We start from the raw sequence: 22,202 nt of genomic DNA on the forward strand, positions 1-22,202 counted from the left end.
TGGCGACCGCCCAGGAGCGCGCCACGGCGGGCGAGCGCACCCACACCGAGGCGATCGCCACCACCCAGGCGCGCTACGAGGCGCTGTCGAAGCAGCTCCTGCAGGAAACCGCGCACCAGCGCGACGCGGTGCGGGCCGAGCGCGCGCAACTGGCCTCCCAACTCAAATTCGCCGAGCGGCGCATCGCCGCGCTGGAAGACGAGCGCGCACGACTCGACGCCGACCTGGCCAGCGAGCGGGCCGCGCGCCAGACCGCCGCGGGCGAGGCGAGCGCACTCAAGGGGGTAATCGTACTTTTCGTGCTAAATCTGGCGCTTTCCCTGAAAGCCGTTACTGGCAGGGCTTGTCGGTCGACTCCCGCGACCGTCGGCAGACTCTGAGAGATCTCGCGGTAACATAGCTGCCCACGCACCGCGCCGCCGCAAGGAGGTAGGGAAATGCCAGGCATGGAATTTCGCTATGTGGGAATCGACCGCTTGCCCGCCAAAATGTCGGAGTTCGACGTGGAGCGGTACTTTGCGCTCACCGACAGCGACATGGCGGAAGTGAATGAGCGGTTTCGACGAGACTGGCGCGCCGGCGCGGCAATCCAGCTGGTCTTTCTTCGGGCGAGCGGCCATACGCTGGACCATGTCGGCACCCTGCCGCGTCAGTTGCTGCGTTACATCGGTGAGCGCCTTGGCGTGCCGACGCCAACCATCGCGTCGCTGCGGACCATGTATCACCGCTACAAGACGCTCTATGACCACCAAGTCTGGGCCTGCGACTATCTCGGGCTGACACGGATTGGGCCAGACCATTGGGCAGGGCTTGGGGCGTGGATGCGCCAGGATGCAAAAGAATCTCTGACGCCCGAGGACCTGCTACAGCACGCGCGCTCCTGGCTATACGAGCGGCGGATCCTGATCCCGGCCGAGCGAGCGTTGCGCGATCTCGGCCGCTCGATCTGGGCGGAAATCGAGCGAGCTGTGGTAGCCATGATCGAGGCTACCATCCCGGAATCTCAACTTGCGCGTGCGGACGCGGTTCTGTCGACCCGTCACGAAACGTCGGGAGTGACCGTTCTTGAGTGGCTGAAGACCCCGCCAGCACGTCACAGCCCGACAACCATTGCCGAAACGCTCGAGAAAATACGATTCCTGAAGGAACTCGGAGCGCATACCTGGCAACTGGACGCGGTGCCTATGGAGAAGCAGCGGGCCTGGGCCAAGCGCATCGAGGCGCGCCGCCCCGTTAAGATCAGAGAACTGAAGGCGTCGACGCGCACGCTGGAACTGGTTTTCTTCCTTCGAGTGACCTTACTGGAATTGACAGACTCCCTGCTTTATCAGACAGGGCGACGGGTCTCCGATCTGGTCCGACAGGCCTACGAAAAGACCACGACCAAGCAGGCCCGCTCTGCCGCGGATTACCGCCAGCGCCTGCTAGCGATCAAGATGCTCGTCGGCGAGGCCGAACGTTCGGCCGAGGAGCGGCTCGCGGAGATCGGCAAGCTGCTGGGGGATTTACCTAGCAAGCCCGCCATGAGCCATGCAGCCAGTGTGCGCGAGACACTGACTGAGGACAATCAGCGGATCCGAGCTCTACTCACATCGCTGCGGGAACTGGATTTTGCCGGCCGGGAAGCGGAACCCAGCCTGCGCCAATTGGCGCTCGTTACCAAATTGCACGATAGCGGTGCGAGTGAGCTACCCCGCGGCAGTGAGGTGCCAGCCAGCGGCAGTTGGCATGACCTTATCGAGAATGACGATCGCAAACGTGCACTGCATGCGTTGGAAGCCTCGGCAATCACCGGCCTGCGCAAAGGCCTGCGACGTGGCTCCGTGTGGATTCATCACAGTCTATCTTTCCGGGAACGGGATCAACTGCTGATTCCATCGACGCAATGGGAAAACGAACGCGACCGACATCTGTCGTCGCTGGCATTGCCATCGACGGCCAATGCGTTTATCGACCGCCTGTCGGAGCACCTCAAGGTGAATCTTGCGGCCTTGGATGAGGCGCGCGAGGCCGGCCGGGTCACGATCGGCTCAGACGGTACGCTGCACCTGTCGGCATTGGAGGCGCTGCCCACGGATGGTCTGCCTCGCAAGACACGCGACATGCTCTTCAAGGCCATCGGTACAGCCCAGTTCGCGGATCTGATCATGGAGATGGACGCCCGCACCGGCTTCAGCGCAGTCCTCCTGGCCCGAAGAGCGCGTGACGCGAACGAACTCGTGGCGTTGTACGGCGCGCTGATCGCACACGGCACTGAGATCGATGCCAAGGCTGTCGCAGCGATGATTCCCCAGCTGGACGCGGCGCACATTTCAACACTGATGCGCGCGTTGGAGATGCCAGGCCGACTGGCACGTGCCAATGATCGGGTAATTGAGTTCCAGCGGACTCACACGATCACCGAACTATGGGGAGACGGACAACGAGCCTCGAGCGACTCCATGAGCCTCGACACCTCACCCCACCTTTTCTATGCCCGCGCCGATCCCCGGCGGCGCACCCACGCGGTCGGAATCTATACGCACGTGCTGGACCAGCACGGAATTGTGTACAACCAGCCGATCGTGCTCAACGAGCGACAAGCTGGCGTCGCGATCGAAGGCGTCGTGCGCCACAATGACACGCGCGACGACGGTGGCTTGCTTCGACTTTCCGTCGACACGCATGGATATACGAGCGTCGGCATGGCGGTTGCGAAGCTGCTTGGATTCGATCTGTGCCCGCGTCTGCGCAATCTGGCCGAGCGCAAGCTCTACTTGCCGCGGCGATTGGCCGCCCCGGACAAGCTGACACCGGTCGTCGCCCATGAAATCTCTCTCAAGGCTGGGGTCGTCTCAGAAAACGGAAAATAAAGCACGCTAAGGCATAGCCGAACCTGCCAAGCTTGCTCCACCCTGTAGTGACGCGATCAGCGGGCAGGAAACGTTCCCCCTTCGCGCATGGCAGGCGCACACCAACTCAGACAGCACGGCCTCCATGCGCGCCAGGTCAGCCATTTTCTCGCGCACGTCCTTGAGCTTGTGCTCGGCCAGACTGCTGGCTTCCTCGCAATGGGTGCCATCCTCCAGCCGCAGCAGCTCGGCGATCTCATCCAGGCTGAAGCCCAGCCGCTGGGCTGATTTCACGAAGCGCACCCGCGTTACATCCGCCTCGCCATAGCGGCGGATGCTGCCATAGGGCTTGTCAGGCTCCAGCAACAAGCCCTTGCGCTGATAGAAACGGATGGTCTCCACATTGACCCCGGCCGCCTTGGCGAAAACGCCAATGGTCAGGTTCTCCAAATTGTTTTCCATATCGCTTGACTCCGTACATGAGTACGGAAGTAAGGTTACGCTATCCAATTTCAATTCGAAAGGACAAGCGCATGTCTGAACCAAAAACCGGGCGCGGCGCGCTCTTCACTGGAGGGCTTGCCGCCATCCTCGCCTCGGCTTGCTGCCTCGGGCCGTTGGTTCTGATCGCCTTGGGGTTCAGCGGCGCTTGGATCGGCAACTTGGCGGTGTTGGATCCCTATCGCCCCATCTTTATCGGCGTGGCGCTGGTGGCGTTGTTCTTCGCCTGGCGGCGCATCTACCGGCAGGCAGCGGCCTGCAAACCGGGTGAGGTCTGCGCGATTCCCCAAGTGCGAGCTACTTACAAGCTCATTTTCTGGATCGTGGCCGCGCTGGTTCTGGTCGCGCTCGGATTTCCCTACGTCATGCCATTTTTCTACTGATCGGAGTTCACCATGAAGAAACTGTTTGCCTCCCTCGCCCTCGCCGCCGTTGTTGCCCCCGTCTGGGCCGCCACCCAGACCGTCACGCTGTCCGTACCGGGCATGACCTGCTCCGCCTGCCCGATCACTGTCAAGAAGGCGATTTCCAAGGTCGAAGGCGTCAGCAAAGTTGACGTGACTTTCGAGACACGCCAAGCGGTCGTCACCTTCGACGATGCCAAGACCAGCGTGCAGAAGCTGACCAAGGCAACCGCAGACGCGGGCTATCCGTCCAGCGTCAAGCAGTGAGTCACTGAAAACGGCACCGCAGCACAACGGACGTCATTGTCTGGCGCCACAAACGATAAAGGATCTGTTGCATGACCCATCTAAAAATCACCGGCATGACTTGCGACTCGTGCGCGGCGCACGTCAAGGAAGCGCTGGAAAAAGTGCCAGGCGTGCAGTCGGCGCTGGTGTCCTATCCGAAGGGCACAGCGCAACTCGCCATCGTGCCGGGCACATCGCCGGACGCGCTGACTGCCGCCGTGGCCGGACTGGGCTACAAGGCAACGCTAGCCGATGCGCCACTGGCGGACAACCGCGTCGGACTGCTCGACAAGGTGCGGGGATGGATGGCCGCCGCCGAAAAGCACAGTGGCAACGAGCCCCCGGTGCAGGTAGCGGTCATTGGCAGCGGTGGAGCCGCGATGGCGGCGGCGCTGAAGGCCGTCGAGCAAGGCGCGCAGGTCACGCTGATCGAGCGCGGCACCATCGGCGGCACCTGCGTCAATGTCGGCTGTGTGCCGTCCAAGATCATGATCCGCGCCGCCCACATCGCCCATCTGCGCCGGGAAAGCCCGTTCGATGGCGGTATTGCGGCAACTGTGCCTACGATTGACCGCAGTAAGCTGCTGGCCCAGCAGCAGGCCCGCGTCGACGAACTGCGGCACGCCAAGTACGAAGGCATCCTGGGCGGTAATCCGGCCATCACCGTTGTGCACGGTGAGGCGCGCTTCAAGGACGACCAGAGCCTTACCGTCCGTTTGAACGAGGGTGGCGAGCGCGTCGTGATGTTCGACCGCTGCCTGGTCGCCGCGGGTGCCAGCCCGGCGGTCCCGCCGATTCCGGGCTTGAAAGAGTCACCCTACTGGACTTCCACCGAGGCCCTGGCGAGCGACACCATTCCCGAACGCCTTGCCGTAATCGGCTCGTCGGTGGTGGCGCTGGAGCTGGCGCAAGCCTTTGCCCGGCTGGGCAGCAAGGTCACGGTCCTGGCGCGCAATACCTTGTTCTTCCGTGAAGACCCGGCCATCGGCGAGGCGGTGACAGCCGCTTTCCGTGCCGAGGGCATCGAGGTGCTGGAGCACACGCAAGCCAGCCAGGTCGCCCATATGGACGGTGAATTCGTGCTGACCACCACGCACGGTGAATTGCGCGCCGACAAACTGCTGGTTGCCACCGGTCGGACACCGAACACGCGCAGCCTCGCGCTGGACGCAGCGGGGGTCACTGTCAATGCGCAAGGTGCCATCGTCATCGACCAAGGCATGCGCACGAGCAACCCGAACATCTACGCGGCCGGCGACTGCACCGACCAGCCGCAGTTCGTCTATGTGGCGGCAGCGGCCGGCACCCGTGCCGCGATCAACATGACCGGCGGCGATGCGGCGCTCGACCTGACCGCAATGCCGGCCGTGGTGTTCACCGATCCGCAAGTGGCGACCGTGGGCTACAGCGAGGCGGAAGCCCACCACGACGGGATCGAGACCGACAGCCGCACCTTGACCTTGGACAACGTGCCGCGTGCGCTCGCCAACTTCGACACACGCGGCTTCATCAAGTTGGTTATCGAGGAAGGCAGCCATCGGCTGATCGGCGTACAAGCGGTCGCGCCGGAAGCGGGTGAACTGATCCAGACGGCGGCTCTGGCCATTCGCAACCGCATGACGGTGCAGGAACTGGCCGACCAGTTGTTCCCCTACCTGACGATGGTCGAGGGGTTGAAGCTCGCGGCGCAGACCTTCAACAAGGATGTGAAGCAGCTTTCCTGCTGCGCCGGGTGAGAAAAAGGAGGTGTTCAATGAACGCCTACACGGTGTCCCGGCTGGCTCTTGATGCCGGGGTGAGCGTGCATATCGTGCGCGACTACCTGCTGCGCGGATTGCTGCGCCCGGTGGCGTGCACACCAGGCGGCTACGGCTTGTTCGATGACGCCGCCTTGCAACGGCTGTGCTTCGTGCGGGCGGCCTTCGAGGCGGGCATCGGCCTCGACGCGCTGGCGCGGCTGTGCCGGGCGCTGGATGCGGCGGACGGCGACGAAGCGGCCGCGCAGCTTGCCCTGCTGCGTCAGTTCGTCGAGCGTCGGCGCGAAGCGTTGGCCGATCTGGAAGTGCAGTTGGCCACCCTGCCGACCGAGCCGGCACAGCACGCGGAGAGTCTGCCATGAACAACCCCGAGCGCTTGCCGTCCGAGACGCACAAACCGATCACCGGCTACCTGTGGGGCGGACTGGCTGTGCTGACTTGCCCCTGCCACCTGCCCATCCTCGCTGTCGTGCTGGCCGGCACAACCGCCGGTGCTTTCCTCGGCGAGCATTGGGTCATCGCGGCGCTCGGTTTGACCGGCCTGTTCCTTCTGTCCCTGTCGCGGGCGTTGCGGGCATTCAGGGAAAGAGAATGAGCGCTTTCCGGCCGGATGGATGGACGACGCCGGAACTGGCCCAAGCGGTCGAGCGCGGGCAGCTTGAACTGCACTACCAGCCCGTCGTCGATCTGCGCAGTGGTGGGATTGTCGGCGCGGAAGCCCTGTTGCGCTGGCGTCATCCGACGCTTGGACTATTGCCACCGGGCCAGTTCCTGCCCGTGGTCGAATCGTCCGGCCTGATGCCTGAAATCGGCGCTTGGGTGCTGGGCGAAGCCTGCCGCCAGATGCGTGACTGGCGAATGCTGGCATGGCGACCGTTCCGGCTGGCCGTCAATGTTTCGGCGAGCCAAGTGGGACCGGACTTCGACGGGTGGGTAAAGGGCGTGCTGGCTGATGCCGAGTTGCCCGCCGAGTATCTCGAAATCGAGCTGACCGAATCGGTCGCGTTTGGTGATCCGGCGATCTTCCCCGCCCTGGACGCCTTGCGGCAGATCGGTGTGCGCTTCGCCGCCGATGACTTCGGGACGGGGTATTCCTGTCTGCAACATCTGAAGTGCTGCCCAATCAGCACGCTCAAGATCGACCAATCGTTTGTCGCCGGGCTCGCCAACGACCGCCGCGACAAAACCATCGTGCACACCGTGATTCAGCTTGCGCACGGGCTGGGCATGGATGTGGTGGCTGAAGGCGTGGAAACATCGGCGAGTCTTGATCTATTGCGACAAGCGGACTGCGACACAGGACAAGGCTTCCTGTTCGCGAAGCCAATGCCGGCGGCGGCATTCGCCGTCTTCGTCAGTCAATGGAGGGGTGCCACCATGAATGCAAGTGACTCGACCACCACCAGTTGCTGCGTGTGCTGCAAGGAAATCCCGCTCGATGCCGCCTTCACCCCGGAAGGCGCGGAATACGTCGAGCACTTCTGCGGGTTGGAGTGTTATCAACGCTTCGAAGCGCGTGCCAAGACAGGGAACGAAACCGATGCCGATCCGAACGCCTGCGACTCGCTACCGTCAGATTGAGGCATACCCTATCCTGATGTCAGGAAGAGTCACCCAATATCGTCAGAATAGAGTTGGTATTTATATTTCTTGACACATACGGCGAAAGGTCATAGATTTTTTCCTGACACTTTCGTATTGGGAGGCATCTTGCAGGGTCAACGCATCGGCTACGTCCGGGTCAGCAGCTTCGACCAGAACCCGGAACGGCAACTGGAGCATGTCGAAGTCGGCAAGGTGTTTACCGACAAGGCGTCGGGCAAGGACACGCAGCGGCCCGAGCTTGATTCGCTGCTGGCCTTCGTGCGCGAAGGCGACACCGTGGTGGTTCACAGCATGGATCGCTTGGCGCGCAACCTCGATGACTTGCGTCGCCTTGTACAAAAGCTGACCAAGCGCGGCGTGCGCATCGAGTTCGTCAAGGAAAGCCTGACCTTCACCGGCGAGGATTCGCCGATGGCGAACCTGATGCTGTCGGTCATGGGGGCGTTCGCCGAATTCGAGCGGGCCTTGATTCGCGAGCGGCAGCGGGAAGGCATCGCGCTCGCCAAACAGCGCGGAGCCTACCGGGGCCGCAAGAAAGCGCTGTCGCCCGAACAGGTAGCCGATCTACAGCAGCGTGCCGCCGCCGGCGAACAAAAAGCGAAGCTGGCCCGTGAGTTTGGTGTGAGCCGGGAGACCCTGTATCAATACTTGAGATTGGATCAATAGATATGCCGCGTCGTTCCATCCTGTCCGCCGCCGAGCGGGAAAGCCTGCTGGCGTTGCCGGACACCAAGGACGACCTAGTTCGACATTACACGTTCAGCGATACCGATCTTTCCATTATCCGGCAGCGGCGCGGGCCTGCGAATCGCTTGGGCTTTGCCGTCCAACTCTGCTACTTGCGCTTTCCCGGTATCATCCTTGGCGCCGATGAGCCACCGTTTCCGCCCTTGTTGAAGCTGGTCGCCGACCAGCTCAAGGTTAGCGTCGAAAGCTGGGACGAGTACGGGCAGCGGGAGCAGACCCGGCGCGAGCACCTGGTCGAACTGCAAACGGTGTTCGGCTTCCAGCCGTTCACCATGAGCCACTACCGGCAGGGTGTCCACACGCTGACCGAGTTGGCCATGCAAACCGATAAGGGCATTGTGCTGGCCAGCGCTTTGATCGACCATCTGCGCCGGCAGGCGACTATTCTGCCTGCCCTCAACGCCGTCGAGCGAGCCAGCGCCGAAGCGATCACTCGCGCTAACCGGCGCATATATGACGCTCTGGCCGAACCGCTGTCAGACGTGCATCGTCGCCGCCTCGACGATCTGCTCAAGCGCCGTGACAACGGCAAGACGACCTGGCTGGCTTGGCTGCGCCAGTCACCGGCCAAGCCGAATTCGCGGCATATGCTCGAACACATCGAACGCCTCAAGGCGTGGCAGGCACTCGACCTGCCCGCCGGCATCGAGCGGCTGGTTCACCAGAACCGGCTGCTCAAGATCGCCCGCGAGGGCGGTCAGATGACGCCCGCCGATCTGGCCAAGTTCGAGGCGCAGCGGCGCTACGCGACCCTGGTCGCGCTCGCCATAGAGGGCATGGCCACCGTCACCGACGAAATCATCGACCTGCACGACCGCATCTTGGGCAAGCTGTTCAACGCCGCCAAAAACAAGCATCAGCAGCAATTCCAGGCGTCCGGCAAGGCAATCAATGCCAAGGTGCGGCTGTTCGGCCGCATCGGCCAAGCGTTAATCGAAGCCAAACAATCCGGCCGCGATCCGTTCGCCGCCATCGAGACCGTCATGCCCTGGGATGCCTTCGCCGAGAGCGTCACCGAGGCGCAGAAACTCGCGCAACCCGAGGACTTCGATTTCCTGCATCGCATCGGCGAGAGCTATGCGACCTTGCGGCGCTATGCACCGGAATTTCTCGCCGTGCTCAAGCTACGGGCCGCGCCAGCCGCCAAGGACGTGCTCGACGCCATCGAGGTGCTGCGCGACATGAACAACGACAACGTCCGCAAGGTACCCGCCGACGCACCGACCGAGTTCATCAAGCCGCGCTGGCAGAAGCTGGTCATCACCGACACCGGCATCGACCGGCGTTACTACGAACTGTGTGCGCTCTCCGAACTCAAGAACGCGCTGCGCTCCGGCGACGTGTGGGTGCATGGATCGCGCCAGTTCAAGGACTTCGAGGACTACCTGGTGCCGCCCGCAAAGTTCGCCAGCCTCAAGCAGTCCAGCGAATTGCCGCTGGCCGTGGCCACCGACTGCGACCAGTACCTGCACGACCGGCTGACGCTGCTGGAAACGCAGGTTGCCACGGTCAACCGCATGGCAGCGGCCAACGACCTGCCGGATGCGATCATCACCGAGTCGGGCCTGAAGATCACGCCGCTGGATGCGGCGGTACCCGACACCGCGCAGGCGCTGATCGACCAGACAGCCATGATCCTGCCACATGTCAAGATCACCGAACTGCTGCTCGAAGTCGATGAGTGGACGGACTTCACCCGCCATTTCACGCACCTGAAATCGGACGACCTCGCCAAGGACAAAAACCTGCTGCTGACCACCATCCTGGCCGACGCGATCAACCTGGGTCTGACCAAGATGGCCGAGTCCTGCCCCGGTACGACCTACGCCAAGCTGGCCTGGCTGCAAGCCTGGCACATCCGGGACGAAACCTACGGGGCGGCGCTGGCCGATCTGGTCAACGCGCAGTTCTGCCAACCGTTCGCCGAGCACTGGGGCGACGGCACCACGTCATCATCGGACGGCCAGAACTTCCGCACCGGCAGCAAGGCCGACAGCACGGGCCACATCAACCCGAAATACGGCAGCAGCCCAGGCCGGACGTTCTACACCCACATTTCCGACCAGTACGCGCCGTTCCACACCAAGGTTGTGAACGTCGGCGTGCGCGACTCGACCTACGTGCTCGACGGCTTGCTTTACCACGAATCCGACCTGCGCATCGAGGATGCACTACACCGACACGGCAGGCTTCACCGATCACGTCTTTGCGTTGATGCACCTCTTGGGCTTCCGCTTCGCGCCGCGCATCCGCGACCTGGGCGACACCAAGCTCTACATCCCGAAGGGCGATGCCGCCTACGAGACGCTGAAACCGATGATCGGCGGCTCGCTCAACATCAAGCACGTCCGCGCCCATTGGGACGAAATCTTGCGGCTGGCCACCTCGATCAAGCAGGGCACGGTGACAGCCTCGCTGATGCTGCGCAAGCTGGGCAGCTACCCACGCCAGAACGGCTTGGCCGTGGCGCTGCGCGAGCTGGGGCGCATCGAGCGCACGCTGTTCATCCTGGACTGGCTGCAAAGCGTCGAGCTGCGCCGCCGCGTGCATGCCGGGCTGAACAAGGGCGAGGCGCGCAACGCGCTGGCCCGCGCCGTGTTCTTCAACCGCCTTGGGGAAATCCGCGACCGCAGTTTCGAGCAGCAGCGCTACCGGGCCAGCGGCCTCAACCTGGTGACGGCGGCCATCGTCTTGTGGAACACGGTCTACCTGGAGCGTGCCGCGAACGCCTTACGTGGCCACGGCCAAGCTGTCGATGACACCCTGTTGCAGTACCTGTCGCCACTGGGCTGGGAGCACATCAACCTGACCGGCGACTACCTCTGGCGCAGCAGCGCCAAGATCGGCGCGGGCAAGTTCAGGCCGTTACGACCACTGCAACCGGCTTAGCGTGCTTTATTTTCCGTTTTCTGAGGCGACCCCAGAGAGTACGCCGAGGTGGAATGGCTCATGGCAGCAGGTGAGTTCGATGGTGCCTACAAAAGGCTTGAGGCATTGGCCCAAACTGCGGAAGCAGCCGGGCGCACGTACCGCGCCGTGCAGTTCCAAGTCCGAATCGCCACGCTGCTGCACCGTTCGGGACGGCCAAGCGACGCGATAGCACACCTCGTTTCTGCGCTGAGCATTAGTGAGGCAAGCGGGATGCGGCGGACGTTTTTGGACGAAGGGCTGTCAATGAAGTTGCTGCTTGACTCGCTGCTGGAAAGTCCGCCAACAGGCCTGTCTGAGCCAACACTTGCCTACGCGCGTAGTTTGGCAGTGTTACTTCAGACGCTCTGCCCTGAAGTCCCGCCTGACAGCCTCCCGTCTCGACAGACAACAGATCCGCTTAGTCAACGCGAACGTGAAATTCTTGAGCTTGTGGCCAAGGCTCGATCCAACAAGGAAATCGCTCGACATCTCGCGATTTCACCTGAGACCGTGAAGTGGCATCTGAAGAACATCTACGGGAAGCTCACCGCCATGAATCGACGTGACGCCGTCCGAAAAGGGAGCTTCTTGTAAAGCTTACGGTCGGGCCTCACTCTGTGTGCATGGGAAGCGCCCTTGGATATTCGATTGAATAAGTAGGTTTGGTAGCTTCGTCGCAGTTACCGCTGACTGAACTTGGCACACAGGGCGCAGTCGCCTAACCGTGCGGGGAACGAGCAGTGTGAAAGGCGGCATCGAATGCGATGCCGCTCATTTCCACTCAGTTCGGAATCATGCCGGTCAGCCAGTACGCCTGGATCATCGTAATCACGCCCACGATGGCGGCGAACAACAGGCTGTGCTTCAAGGTAAAGCGGAACAGCTCCGATTCCTTGCCCACCAGCCCCGCAGCGGCGCAGGCCACCGCAATCGACTGCGGCGAGATCATCTTCCCGGTCACGCCGCCCGTGGTGTTGGCCGCCACCAGCAGCGTATTGGACACCCCGATCTGGTGCGCGGTGGTGCTCTGCAGTGAGCAGAACAGCGCGTTGGATGACGTATCGGAGCCCGTGAGAAACACGCCCAGCCAGCCCAGGAACGGTGAGAAGAACGGGAAGGCCGTTCCGGTTCCGGCCAGCAGCAACGCCAGCGTAGACGACATGCCCGAATAGTTGGCCACGAACGCGAATGCCAGCACCAGCCCGATCGACAGAATCGGGCGGCGCAGCTCCGCCAGTGTTTCGCCAAAGGCGGCGAGCGCTTCAAGCGGCTTCATGCGCAGCAACACAATCGAGATCAGCGCCGTCAGCAGGATGGCCGTGCCGACAGCCGACAGCAGATCGATCTTGAGCAACGCCTCATAGGGCTTGGGCTGTGCCACGATAGGTGCAGCCCTGAGCACCAGCTGATCCAGTCCGGGAATCTTGAACTTGAGCACCGTGCCCGCCAGCGCGCCGTTGGGCCCGAACAGCGCCTTGAATGACGGCAGGCTCCAGACCGTGACGATGGCCGTCAGGATGCCGAAGGGCGCCCAGGCACGCAGCGTCTGCCCCAGTGTGTAGGGCGACGCCTGCCGGCTGAGCGTGGCGCCGGCCTGGGTGCAGCCCGCCATACCGCCACTAAACCCTGCCAGCGCCGCCGTGCCGCCGCGCACCGCGCCGCTTGCGGGCTGCCTCGCGCGACGTGGCTGCCACACCCTCAGGAACGCCGCCAGCGACACCAGGCTCACCAGCGCCGACGTGATGTCCGGCAACTCAGGTCCGATATGGTTGGAGGTGAAGTATTGCGTCACCGCGAAGCTGCCGCCGGTGACCAGCGCGGCAGGCCACGTTTCCTTCACGCCCTTGACGCCATCCATCATGAACACCAGCCAGAGCGGCACCGCCAGCGACAGCAGCGGCAACTGCCGGCCCGCCATCGCGCCGAGGTGCATGGCATCGATGCCCGTCACCTGCCCCGCCACGATGATGGGAATGCCCATTGCGCCAAAGGCCACCGGCGCGGTATTGGCGATCAGGCACAACCCCGCCGCATACAGCGGATTGAAACCCAGTCCGACTAGCAGCGCCGCCGTAATGGCAACCGGCGCACCAAAGCCGGCCGCGCCTTCCAGGAACGCGCCGAAAGCAAAGCCGATCAGCAGCATCTGCAGGCGTTGATCGTCCGTGATGGCCAGCACCGAAGCACGGATAACATCGAACTGCCCCGTCTTGACCACGATCTTGTACAGGAACACCGCTGTGACGATGATCCACGCAATCGGCCACAGCCCATAGGCAAAACCGAAGCCGGCCGCCGCCAGCGCCTGCTGCGCAGGCATGCCATAGGCGAAGATGGCCACCCCCAGCGCCAGCAGCAGCGTGATGGATGCAGCCAGGTGGCCTTTCAAGCGCAGCAACGCCAGCGCCACGAAGAAGAACAGGATGGGAACAGCCGCTACCAGTGCCGACAACCATAAGCTGCCAAGCGGCGTATAGATCTGTGTCCAGGGTTGCACTTCGGTCTCCTGATTTCCTGATGGATTGTGTTGGAATGAATGCCTGCGATGGGTCCGGCGTGCGTCGCCGTTGTCGTTGTGGGTGTGACGGCGCTGACCACGCTCGGCCCCAGTCGTGCCGCAGGCGACACGGAGGCTTTCAATGCGTACCAGCGCCCAGGGCGCGATACCGTGTTTGTGCTATTCGGGTTGATCGCGCTCGCGCAGCAGATCGGCCAGGCTGCGGGCGGCGGGCTTGAGCGGTGTGCGATGCTGCGTCCACCCCATCTGCTGCGAAGGCGCGAGCACACGCAGCCGCGTCGCCAGCCAGCGGAACAGGCGATAGCGCGCGGGGTGCGCGAACGCGCCGCTCCAGAAGCGCCAGATCACGCGCTCGCCACGACGGTACTTGGCGCCCTGCCCGCGCAGCGGGTGCGCCACCTGTTCGGCGGGGTCGCGATTGGCCTCGGTGCGCAGCCGGATCAGCAACTGCGGAATCGGGATGCGCACCGGGCACACCTCGCCGCAAGCGCCACACAGGCTGGACGCGGTTGCCAGGTCGGCAGTGGCCTCCAGGCCAAGCAGATGTGGCGAGATGATCTTGCCGATAGGGCCGGGGTACGTGGTGCCATACGCGTGGCCGCCGATGCGCGTGTAGACCGGGCAATGGTTCATGCACGCGCCGCAGCGGATGCACTGCAGCGTGGCGCGCAACTGGGCGTCGGCATACGCCTGGGTGCGGCCGTTGTCCAGCAGCACGAGATGCAGCTCGCGCGGGCCATCCAGCTCGCCTGCGCGACGCGGCCCCGAGATCAGGTTGAAATAAGTGGTGATGGCCTGCCCCGTGGCCGAGCGCGTGAGCAGGCTCGACAGCGGCACGATGTGTTCCAGCCTCGCCACCACTTTTTCCATGCCCATGATGGCGATATGCACGTCGGGCACGGTGGTCGAAAGGCGCCCGTTGCCCTCGTTTTCCACCAGCCACAGCGTGCCGGTATCGGCCGCCGCAAAGTTGACGCCCGACAGGCCGATATCGGCCTCCACGAACGCCTGGCGCAGCGCGCGCCGTCCGGTCTGGATCAGCGCGTCCACGTCTTCGGTATACGGCGTACCGGGAATGTTCTCCTCGAACAGCGTCGCAATGTCGGCGCGCGTCTTGTGGATGGCAGGCATGACGATGTGCGAGGGTTTTTCATCGGCAAGCTGCACGATGTACTCGCCCATGTCGGACTCAATGCAGTTCACCCCGCGCGCGGCCAGGTAGTGGTTCAGCTCCACCTCTTCGCTGGCCATCGACTTGCCCTTGATAACGTGCCGTGCACCATGTGCCTTGGCAATGCCGTGGATGATCGCGTTGGCCTCGTCGGCGGTCTCGGCCCAATGGACATGCACGCCGGCCGCGCAGAGCTTGTCTTCCAGTTGCGCCAGCAGTTCGGGCAAACGCGCCAGTGCGTGCTGGCGGACCGCCTCGCCAAGATCGCGCAGTTGCTCCAGCTCGTCGGCATCGGGAAACTGCACGGCGCGCTTGCCTTGCAGGAAGTCCATCGCCCCGCGAAAACTGCTGCGCAGCTTGTCGTCGTTTAGCGCGGCGCGGGCGCGCGCCTTGAAGTCGGCAGGCGCGACGAATTGCATGGGGCGGGCGCTCATGGCGTGTCTCCTTGTGCGGGCGCGGCATCCTCGACAATCACCACCCACAGGCGGCGCGGGCCGTGCGCGCCATACGCGAGCGTTTGTTGAATATCGGACGTCTTTGACGGGCCCGATACGAGCACCAGGTTGGTCGGCATGCCTGCAGACCATCGCTCGGCCTGCACTGCGGCGTGCAGGTCCGAATGCAGGGTATCGGCATGGACCAGTGCAACGTGCAGCGGCGGCACCAGCGAGACCGTGCGCGGCGTGCCCGCGTCGGGTGCCAACACCAGCGTGCCGGTGGCGGCGATGCCGGAACGGGCCACCGTGAAGCCGGCATCCACGGTGTCGAACAGCTCGGCTTTCCAATCTTCCAGCGGACGCGCGTAAGGTATCGCCTGCACCGAGGCCGGCAGCGCTTGCACCAAGGCGGCGCCTGCCGCGCCGGCAGGATCCAGGAGCAGGCGTTGCACACCAGCCGCGTGCAACTGCTGCGCCAGCAGTGCCGGCCAGGAACCGGCATCCGCACGCCAGACTTCGGCATGGGAGGCTTCCAGTGCAGTCTGCAATGCCGTTACCAGGTCCGCCTGAGTCGTGGCAGTGGCCGGGCGCTGGGCGGCATAGTGCGCGTCGATACGGCGGCTCAACTCTGTGGCATCGTCCGCGCCGGCGGGCGTCGGGTTGGCACCGCGCAGGCGCTCGAGCATGCGCTCACGCGCACCCTGCTGCATCAAGGCCGTGCTCATCGTGCGCCCTCCTTGGCACCACCCGTGCGGCGCCACAGGAAACTGGCCAGATGCTCGACCGTCAAAGGCTTGCCCGCCTGTTGCGCCGCATGCCCGATGTTGAGCATGCAGCCGCAGTCGGCGGAGACCAGCCGATCGCAACCGGTGGCGCACGCCGAGTCAATCTTGTCCTTCACCATCGCCCCCGAGATGTCCGGGTGCTTAAGCGAGAACGTGCCGCCAAAACCGCAGCATTCGGATTCGCGTGCATGCTCCACGCGCGTCACGCCGGGCAAGGCGTCGACCAGCGCCACGCCATGGCCGCGCGTGCCCATTTCCCGGCGTGCTGCGCAAGACGTGTGCAGCACCACGCGCTCGGGCGCCTGAGCACCCGGCGACGTTTGACCGAAATCCACCTTGAGCACATGCAGCAGAAACTCGCCAAGTTCGAAGACGCGCTCAGCAAGCGCGCACGCCTTGGCCGCTCCCTCGGCATCGTCGTCGAACAGGGTGGGCCAATGATGCCGCATCATGCCCGCGCAGGAGCCCGACGGCACGATCACCGGCCAGGGCTGTGCAAACAGATCGAGCTGGGCTCGCGCGACTTCACGCGCCTCCTGTGGGTTGCCGCTGCTGTATGCCGGCTGGCCGCAGCAGCTTTGCTGGCGCGGAAAGTGAACGGTCAGCCCCTCGCGCTCCAGCAGCCGGACCGCATCGAGTCCGGCCTCCGGCACGAACAGGTCGACCAGGCAGGTCGCGAACAGGTAAACGTGCGCGGGGGCGGCGGGATAGTGCCGATCCGTCATGTCTCGCTCCACAAGGCGTTGGCGGCGCATGTGCAGCGCCGGTATGTTGCGCATGGCAGGGGCTGCCCGTGCGCGTTTTAGAGACATAATTGCTGCTCATACGCTACAGTTCAAATTGGTTGGGCCAATTCGCGCGCAACAAGGCAGGAGAGTGGATGATGACGGTCGGTACGCAGGCACGCGGGCGTGTGGAAACGATCATGCGCCGCATGGAAACTGCCCTGCTGGACGGCACCTGGACGCCCGGGACGCGCCTGCCGTCGGAGCGGCAGCTTGCCGAGCAATACGACGTCGCACGCAACACCGTGCGCGAAGCCATTCAAAGGTTGGCGGCGCGCGGCCTGTTACAGAGCCGGCGCGGCGCGGGCGTTTATGCCACGGACAAACTGCGCAGCGGTATTGCTTCGCCCTGGGGGCAACTGGTGGCGGATCACCCAGCGCTGCGCGACGACATCCTGGAATTCCGCCGCGTGCTGGAAGGCGCCACCGCCTACTTCGCAGCACTGCGCGCCGACGCGGCCGACCTGAAACGAATCCGCGCACTGCTGCGCGAACTCGAACGCGCGCGCAAGGCCGACGACAAGGCCGCCGAAGCCAGCGCCGACGCCATGCTGCACGATGCCATTGCTCAGGCCTCACACAACACGATGTTCCTGCATCTGCATACCAGCGTGATCGGCATGCTGCGCGAGCACATTGCCATCAACGGCACCGACATACGCGAACAGACCCCCGGCGCGTCCGAGCAACTACTGGTGCAGCACCTCGCGCTGGGTAAGGCGATCCTGGCGCGGCGCCCCGAAGAAGCACGCACCGCCATGCAGGCCCACATCGATTTCGTGCGCGACCATGTGGAGAGCGATGGCGATTAAAACGCGGCCTATTGGTTGGACCAGTGCGCCCAGGCTCAGGCTTTGGTTTGCCAATTGGCGCACCGCTTCTGCGCAAACGCATCGATGCCTTCGCAAGAACTCTAACCGCTGGCCTCCTTTGCTAAGAATCGCTATACATTGGGCGCTGCGGCTCAAGGTTCAGTGGACCGCGACAGTTGCATCACCCGGTCTGCGTAACGCGCGACCAGCCAGTCGACCAGTGACCAGGTGGCTCGTGGCCGGACAAATAGGTGGCGGCTCTCAGGAATCCAGCGCCATGCTGGGCAGAACTGGTCCGGTGGAGGGCAGCCCCCCCACTCCACCTGCTCGGCCTTTTGCAACGCCACCAAGCGCTTGAGTACGATACAGAAAAGGCCCAGCACCTCGTACTCGGCCAGCACCTGATTCGCCAGCGCGGAACCGGGAACTTGGCAACTCCGCATCGACAGATACTGCTGCCCAAGCCACAGACCAGAATGGCTCAAGCTCCAAGCGTGGCTCGGCACCCCGGCAAGTGGGGGCAGTCCGTACAGGACGGCGAGTTCACAATAGGCGAGCGCCACGACCTTCGCACCCGGTTGGACGCGCAGCGTCCGGTACTGCACGCTCGACTTTGTGTGGTCGCTCACCACGGAATGCTGGTCCACGCCGCACAGAGCGCGCAACTTTTCGAGCGTGCGCAGTGTCGTCTGCGTCGTCCCTTGCCGGACTGATTGCCAACTTGCCGGCGCGCCCTGTGGCCCCAGCTCGAAACGCAACACCTTGTGCGCAGCATCGGTGCCTACACCCGCATCACCCCAAACCAGATGCCGCAGCGCATGGCGATGCACGCGCGCGGCGTTCGTTGGGTGCGTCGCCGGGAACGTCAGGCTGTGCGGCTCCTTTTGCGGGTGCGACGTTTGGTCGACGGTCCGTGCGAGCCTCTTGCGATGCGGCGCAAGCACGTCGTCGGCCAGCTGCGCGTGCTTCCAACAAGCATCTTGGGTGACGGGCTTAATGAGCAAGGCCTCGCAGCTCTGACATGCATAAGGCGATCTCGCGATCTGGTGCCAACTCGGCAGGAGCGGGGCGGCACAGTAGGGACAGCGGATCTCCAGCGCATACTGATGCAGCGGACAGACCTTCAACGTGAGGTGTTGGAAGAGCACCGCGTGAAAGCCCAGCTCCAGGCACGGCAGGCAATAGCGAAGGTGCCGCCCGGGACTGAGCCCACTCTGCGCGTCGTCAAAGAGATCCAGTCCCGCGGCATACCAGAAATCCACCTCACTCAAGGCCAGGTGCTGCCGGACGGTGTCATAGCGTCGCGCTTGCAAGCGGTGGTCCGCCACCGCATTGAGAATCTTGCGCGCGCCGGGCAGCGTTCCGAGCAAGTCGGGTAGCTCGCAGATGTCCGGCTTCAGTCCCATGCAGAGCCGGCACCACCTCGCATAGAGGGACGCCTCGCCTAATAGCCCGCCCGCATGCGGCTCGCGTATGGGCGCCCCCCATTGCACGACGGGCTTTTTCATGATGCGCCTCCTGCATCGTCCTGTGGATGTGCGGCTTCGGCGTAGTACCCGATCACGCTCATGAAACCGGAGTCCCGCAAGCAGTTCAACATGAGCGCCGCCGAGGCAGCACGCGGATCCAGCCGTTGCACCACCACCCGTGAAAAGAAGGCAAGCACCGTGGAGCGCAGGTACTGCATCGGCACGAGGATTTCGCCGGTGATGTGGTGCTGCGTCGCGATGGCCAACAGCGCCTGCCCGATCTGCGGCGCCAGCTCGGACAAGCGCCAGCCCTCGGCATACGCGGCGGGCAACAGAGCCTCGGGGGGGCTCGGCCGTTCCGGCGAGAGCCGCTCGTCCATCTGCGCGAGGACCTCGGCGAGCTCCGAGCGCGCGATGCCCGTGAAGATGAATTCATGCGTGTGAAAGCGCCCGTGCACCTGCTGCAGCATGTTCTCGTTCCACCTGCGTGCCATGTCCTCGAGCTCGGGTTGCCCAACCAGCAGGAAAAACGGTCGCACGCGCCGGTCTAGCAACTCGTTGGCGCAGTGGATCAGGTAGCCATAATGGTCGGCCGAGAGATGCTGCGCCTCGTCGATAATGATCACTACCCGTTTGGACGACGCTTCCGCTGCTAGATGCGCGAGACGGTCATACAGTCGCGAGCGCAAGACGGCGATATCGCGGTGCGCGACGGCAACGCAACCGGACTGCAGCATCCGCTCCTGGATAAAATCGCGCTCGCGCATGGCCCGGTTGTCGGGGATGCTCCAGATCACCACGGCGACAGGCGCCGCGATGATCGATGGCAACGTCTGGGCCAGATACCTGCACGCCGCGCTTTTGCCCAACCGGGGCTTGCCAGACACCATCGCGCCCGGCGAGTCCATGCGCAGCCATCCCGCGACGGTCTTTCCGAGCCGCTCGATCACGGGGGTCCACACAATGGCATCTTCCAGTGGAACGAGATTGCCCTGCGGATCGGGTTGCTGATTGTCGGGGTTCATGCTCACCTCCTCACGACAACACGCGGAACACGGTTGGCACTGAAGATCGGAGACGCGTCCGCACCCGGCTCGGACCCAGTGGGCGCATCGGCGCGGACAGGTCGCATGTGCGAGGTGCCACGGGTACTGCCCTCGGCCACCTCGGCGATCGGCAACGTGTCCGGCACCATGAGGCCCAAGGGCGACACACCGACACCGTGCGCTAACAGGTACTGCTCCAAGTAGGCAAGCTGCAATGCCGCGTTCCGGTCGCCCGGCGCACGCTTGCGAAGCGCGTTGAGCAGGCACTCCAGGGGCGCGTCCTCGGGGTGCTGTCCGAGCTGCCGTTCACGCTTAAGGCGGCCATAGAGCTTGCGGATTCGAATGTCGTGCGGGAACCTGCCCCAGGCACCCTGGACATGCACCGGCCCGAACTCGCTTCCGGCATCGTCGAACAGCAACACCGTACGCATGTCCCCGAAATCGGGGCGTACCCACATCCGCTTACCCGTGAGGCCGATACAACGCCGCAACTGATTGCTGCTGTAACGTTGATACATGTAGTTGATGTACGGGCAGCGGCCAGATCGCAGATCAGCGTGGACCGGCACCGGGACAGGCTTGTTGAAAAAATGGGGCCGGCGCAGATGCGCGGGCAAATAAGTGGGAGCGAGCGCGCGGCTTGCCAGGCTACGGCGCAAACGCTCCAGCGGCGCAATGTAATGCGAAGCTGCGGCCGGGCTCACATTGGCGTTGGCGCAGTAGCAATCGATGGCCGCCGCCAAGAGTGTGACGGACACGCGACGCCCACCTTTGTCCCTTAAGGGGTCGCCTGGTCCCGATCCGGTCGTGCCTGGCACCTGATGCAGAAACTGTCGTGCTTGGACCGCAAAATCCGCTTCGATATGGGGCCGCTCGAGAGGCGTACCGGGACGGCCCAGCTTGGCCTTAGCGCCCCACAGACTGCTGATGAGATGCTGCACGTGATCGGATAGATGCGCCAGCGCATTGTCGAGATAGACCGTCTGCGGCACCGCGAAGCGCAATTCGGGAATTTCGGCGGCCGGGAACCCTGCCCCCGGCAAGAGGCCCGTGTTCCGCACCTCTTCACTGAGCACCACACCCGATACCGCATCCCACAGGAGCATGGCGACGTCTTCGGCAGACGCCTGCGGCGCCAAGACCAGACGGTTCGCAAGCTTTGCACCGGTGGCCACGTCGATCACCCGTAGTGCGAACGCGCGGCGCAGCGCCACTTCCTCCCAGTCGCCGGCGGCATTGGGAATCTCGTACACGCCCTCCACGTCGATCGTGACCTCGTCCAGTTCCCACGCTTCATAGGGCAAGGGCAGCCGCTTCGCCTGCCCATCGCCCGATTGGAACGCGTACTTCTTTGCGGCGTCCTCGCCATACTCATGCGCGACCCAAGCAGCTCCCTCATGCGGAATTAACGCTTCTCGCATCCATTTCCGCAGCCCCCATACCGCCTTGCTCTGCTGCTTGAGCGGATAGGCATTCTCGGCAATCCCCGCTTCCTTACAGATGCGCAGGAACGCACGGTGCGCACCCCGAAACGCGAGGCGCTTGGGCCCAGCGCTCTTGACACCCTTGCGGCTCAATTCCTTGATGAGCCGGGTTTCGATCTCCGGGTGATCGCGCAGGAACTTCCGGAACATCCCCTGGTAGCCGGCGTGGTCATTGTCGTGCTCGGTGAGCGCCTTGCATCGCTGTAGCGTGTTGACCCGCGCCCCGTCCACGCACGCGCGCAGCCCCCAGATGCGTCCGTCGGGGGCAGCCTGCAGGCAGCGTTCGACGATGGCCAGGAAGCGCCGTTTGGACAGGCCCGTGGCCGCCTGCACGTCGGCCAGCGGCCGACGCTCGAGGTACAACTGAATCCCCGTACAGAGCCGCCGATAGCGTGACCGGTTCTTTTGGCCCTTGAGAAGCGACTCGTCTGCGCTGGGCCATGTGTCGATCGCGCGATAACATTCCGGAATGCGATTCCACCCACGGTTGGGGTAGTCCGAGCGATGTTCGTTTGTCATTCGATACTCCTGGAGTGTGAGGCCGCGCCACATCGTGCCGGAGCGGCCCGGAAGCGACGTTTCGATGCCTTGCAATCTCGGCGAAGGCTTGGCCTGGATGCGCACCGAGTCGGGACGCTCGCGCACGGCCGGC

Annotated in this window: 17 protein-coding genes and 3 pseudogenes; 12 read left to right on the top strand and 8 right to left on the bottom strand. The window is 63.8% G+C overall.

Features of this window, described 5'->3' with window-relative positions:
* Both C404_RS57945 and C404_RS57950 read left to right on the top strand, forming a co-directional pair.
* Positions 1–380, top strand: a pseudogene (locus C404_RS57945) (DNA-binding protein); the annotation flags it as partial.
* Positions 381–437: 57 nt separating this feature from the next.
* A pseudogene (locus C404_RS57950) lies at positions 438–2,825 on the top strand (Tn3 family transposase); the annotation flags it as partial.
* Positions 2,826–2,858: 33 nt separating this feature from the next.
* Here the strand turns inward: C404_RS57950 and C404_RS57955 are convergent.
* The gene (locus C404_RS57955; protein ID WP_003131969.1) at positions 2,859–3,293 is read right to left on the bottom strand and encodes a mercury resistance transcriptional regulator MerR; all 435 of its coding nucleotides are present in this window, start codon (positions 3,291–3,293) and stop codon (positions 2,859–2,861) included.
* Between the two features lie 71 nt (positions 3,294–3,364).
* On the opposite strand from C404_RS57955, the gene merT reads away from it, so the two are divergent.
* The 9 genes and pseudogenes from merT to C404_RS58000 all read left to right on the top strand — a co-directional run bounded on the left by merT (position 3,365) and on the right by C404_RS58000 (position 11,637).
* Entirely contained in the window at positions 3,365–3,715 is a 351-nt protein-coding gene (gene merT, locus C404_RS57960) for a mercuric ion transporter MerT (protein ID WP_006224622.1), read from the top strand.
* 12 nt (positions 3,716–3,727) lie between these two features.
* On the top strand, positions 3,728–4,003 hold the full coding sequence (merP, locus tag C404_RS57965; RefSeq protein ID WP_003131987.1) for a mercury resistance system periplasmic binding protein MerP: 276 nt from the start codon (positions 3,728–3,730) through the stop codon (positions 4,001–4,003).
* A gap of 71 nt (positions 4,004–4,074) precedes the next feature.
* The gene (merA, locus tag C404_RS57970; protein WP_011514825.1) at positions 4,075–5,760 is read left to right on the top strand and encodes a mercury(II) reductase; all 1,686 of its coding nucleotides are present in this window, start codon (positions 4,075–4,077) and stop codon (positions 5,758–5,760) included.
* 17 nt (positions 5,761–5,777) lie between these two features.
* Positions 5,778–6,143, top strand: coding sequence for a mercury resistance co-regulator MerD (merD, locus tag C404_RS57975; protein WP_000995360.1), 366 nt, complete (start codon positions 5,778–5,780; stop codon positions 6,141–6,143).
* Positions 6,140–6,376: a broad-spectrum mercury transporter MerE gene (gene merE / locus C404_RS57980; protein ID WP_003132004.1), complete on the top strand. Its 237-nt coding sequence runs from the start codon at positions 6,140–6,142 to the stop codon at positions 6,374–6,376. Before merD ends, merE begins: the two co-directional genes overlap by 4 nt.
* Entirely contained in the window at positions 6,373–7,362 is a 990-nt protein-coding gene (locus tag C404_RS60785; protein WP_021197789.1) for a DUF3330 domain-containing protein, read from the top strand. The genes merE and C404_RS60785 overlap by 4 nt, the downstream gene beginning before the upstream one ends.
* 129 nt (positions 7,363–7,491) lie before the next feature.
* Complete coding sequence (locus C404_RS57990) at positions 7,492–8,052, top strand: recombinase family protein (protein ID WP_031330283.1); 561 nt, start codon at positions 7,492–7,494, stop codon at positions 8,050–8,052.
* Positions 8,053–8,054: 2 nt separating this feature from the next.
* Positions 8,055–11,022 (top strand): annotated as a pseudogene (locus C404_RS57995) (Tn3 family transposase).
* Between the two features lie 60 nt (positions 11,023–11,082).
* On the top strand, positions 11,083–11,637 hold the full coding sequence (locus C404_RS58000) for a helix-turn-helix domain-containing protein (RefSeq protein ID WP_021197792.1): 555 nt from the start codon (positions 11,083–11,085) through the stop codon (positions 11,635–11,637).
* Positions 11,638–11,824: 187 nt separating this feature from the next.
* Here the strand turns inward: C404_RS58000 and C404_RS58005 are convergent, their stop codons facing one another.
* The 4 genes from C404_RS58005 to C404_RS58020 all read right to left on the bottom strand — a co-directional run bounded on the left by C404_RS58005 (position 11,825) and on the right by C404_RS58020 (position 16,679).
* The gene (locus tag C404_RS58005) at positions 11,825–13,540 is read right to left on the bottom strand and encodes a lactate permease LctP family transporter (protein ID WP_021197793.1); all 1,716 of its coding nucleotides are present in this window, start codon (positions 13,538–13,540) and stop codon (positions 11,825–11,827) included.
* Between the two features lie 180 nt (positions 13,541–13,720).
* Entirely contained in the window at positions 13,721–15,166 is a 1,446-nt protein-coding gene (locus C404_RS58010; protein ID WP_021197794.1) for a LutB/LldF family L-lactate oxidation iron-sulfur protein, read from the bottom strand.
* Entirely contained in the window at positions 15,163–15,894 is a 732-nt protein-coding gene (locus C404_RS58015; protein ID WP_021197795.1) for a LutC/YkgG family protein, read from the bottom strand. The genes C404_RS58010 and C404_RS58015 overlap by 4 nt, the downstream gene beginning before the upstream one ends.
* On the bottom strand, positions 15,891–16,679 hold the full coding sequence (locus C404_RS58020) for a (Fe-S)-binding protein (protein WP_021197796.1): 789 nt from the start codon (positions 16,677–16,679) through the stop codon (positions 15,891–15,893). Before C404_RS58020 ends, C404_RS58015 begins: the two co-directional genes overlap by 4 nt.
* A 158-nt stretch (positions 16,680–16,837) precedes the next feature.
* Here C404_RS58020 and C404_RS58025 point away from each other — a divergent pair, with 158 nt between their 5' ends.
* Positions 16,838–17,551 carry a FadR/GntR family transcriptional regulator gene (locus C404_RS58025; protein ID WP_031330285.1) on the top strand — a complete coding sequence of 238 codons (714 nt, stop codon included), beginning with the start codon at positions 16,838–16,840 and terminating at the stop codon, positions 17,549–17,551.
* Positions 17,552–17,703: 152 nt separating this feature from the next.
* Here the strand turns inward: C404_RS58025 and C404_RS58030 are convergent, their stop codons facing one another.
* The 3 genes from C404_RS58030 to C404_RS58040 are packed head-to-tail and all read right to left on the bottom strand — an operon-like array spanning position 17,704 to position 22,195.
* Positions 17,704–19,059 carry a hypothetical protein gene (locus C404_RS58030; protein ID WP_021197798.1) on the bottom strand — a complete coding sequence of 452 codons (1,356 nt, stop codon included), beginning with the start codon at positions 19,057–19,059 and terminating at the stop codon, positions 17,704–17,706.
* Complete coding sequence (locus C404_RS58035) at positions 19,056–20,045, bottom strand: ATP-binding protein (RefSeq protein WP_021197799.1); 990 nt, start codon at positions 20,043–20,045, stop codon at positions 19,056–19,058. Before C404_RS58035 ends, C404_RS58030 begins: the two co-directional genes overlap by 4 nt.
* A gap of 2 nt (positions 20,046–20,047) precedes the next feature.
* Positions 20,048–22,195, bottom strand: coding sequence for a hypothetical protein (locus tag C404_RS58040; protein ID WP_021197800.1), 2,148 nt, complete (start codon positions 22,193–22,195; stop codon positions 20,048–20,050).
* Positions 22,196–22,202: the final 7 nt, after the last annotated feature.

The sequence above is a fragment of the Ralstonia sp. AU12-08 genome (assembly GCF_000442475.1).
GTDB lineage: Bacteria > Pseudomonadota > Gammaproteobacteria > Burkholderiales > Burkholderiaceae > Ralstonia > Ralstonia insidiosa.

Excerpts from the sequence above, each read along its gene's own strand:
- C404_RS57955 (WP_003131969.1), bottom strand. The coding sequence starts at position 3,293 with ATGGAAAACAATTTGGAGAACCTGACCATTGGCGTTTTCGCCAAGGCG.
- merT (WP_006224622.1), top strand. The coding sequence starts at position 3,365 with ATGTCTGAACCAAAAACCGGGCGCGGCGCGCTCTTCACTGGAGGGCTT.
- merP (WP_003131987.1), top strand. The coding sequence starts at position 3,728 with ATGAAGAAACTGTTTGCCTCCCTCGCCCTCGCCGCCGTTGTTGCCCCC.
- merA (WP_011514825.1), top strand. The coding sequence starts at position 4,075 with ATGACCCATCTAAAAATCACCGGCATGACTTGCGACTCGTGCGCGGCG.
- merD (WP_000995360.1), top strand. The coding sequence starts at position 5,778 with ATGAACGCCTACACGGTGTCCCGGCTGGCTCTTGATGCCGGGGTGAGC.
- merE (WP_003132004.1), top strand. The coding sequence starts at position 6,140 with ATGAACAACCCCGAGCGCTTGCCGTCCGAGACGCACAAACCGATCACC.
- C404_RS60785 (WP_021197789.1), top strand. The coding sequence starts at position 6,373 with ATGAGCGCTTTCCGGCCGGATGGATGGACGACGCCGGAACTGGCCCAA.
- C404_RS58000 (WP_021197792.1), top strand. The coding sequence starts at position 11,083 with ATGGCAGCAGGTGAGTTCGATGGTGCCTACAAAAGGCTTGAGGCATTG.
- C404_RS58010 (WP_021197794.1), bottom strand. The coding sequence starts at position 15,166 with ATGAGCGCCCGCCCCATGCAATTCGTCGCGCCTGCCGACTTCAAGGCG.
- C404_RS58015 (WP_021197795.1), bottom strand. The coding sequence starts at position 15,894 with ATGAGCACGGCCTTGATGCAGCAGGGTGCGCGTGAGCGCATGCTCGAG.
- C404_RS58020 (WP_021197796.1), bottom strand. The coding sequence starts at position 16,679 with ATGACGGATCGGCACTATCCCGCCGCCCCCGCGCACGTTTACCTGTTC.
- C404_RS58025 (WP_031330285.1), top strand. The coding sequence starts at position 16,838 with ATGACGGTCGGTACGCAGGCACGCGGGCGTGTGGAAACGATCATGCGC.
- C404_RS58030 (WP_021197798.1), bottom strand. The coding sequence starts at position 19,059 with ATGAAAAAGCCCGTCGTGCAATGGGGGGCGCCCATACGCGAGCCGCAT.
- C404_RS58035 (WP_021197799.1), bottom strand. The coding sequence starts at position 20,045 with ATGAACCCCGACAATCAGCAACCCGATCCGCAGGGCAATCTCGTTCCA.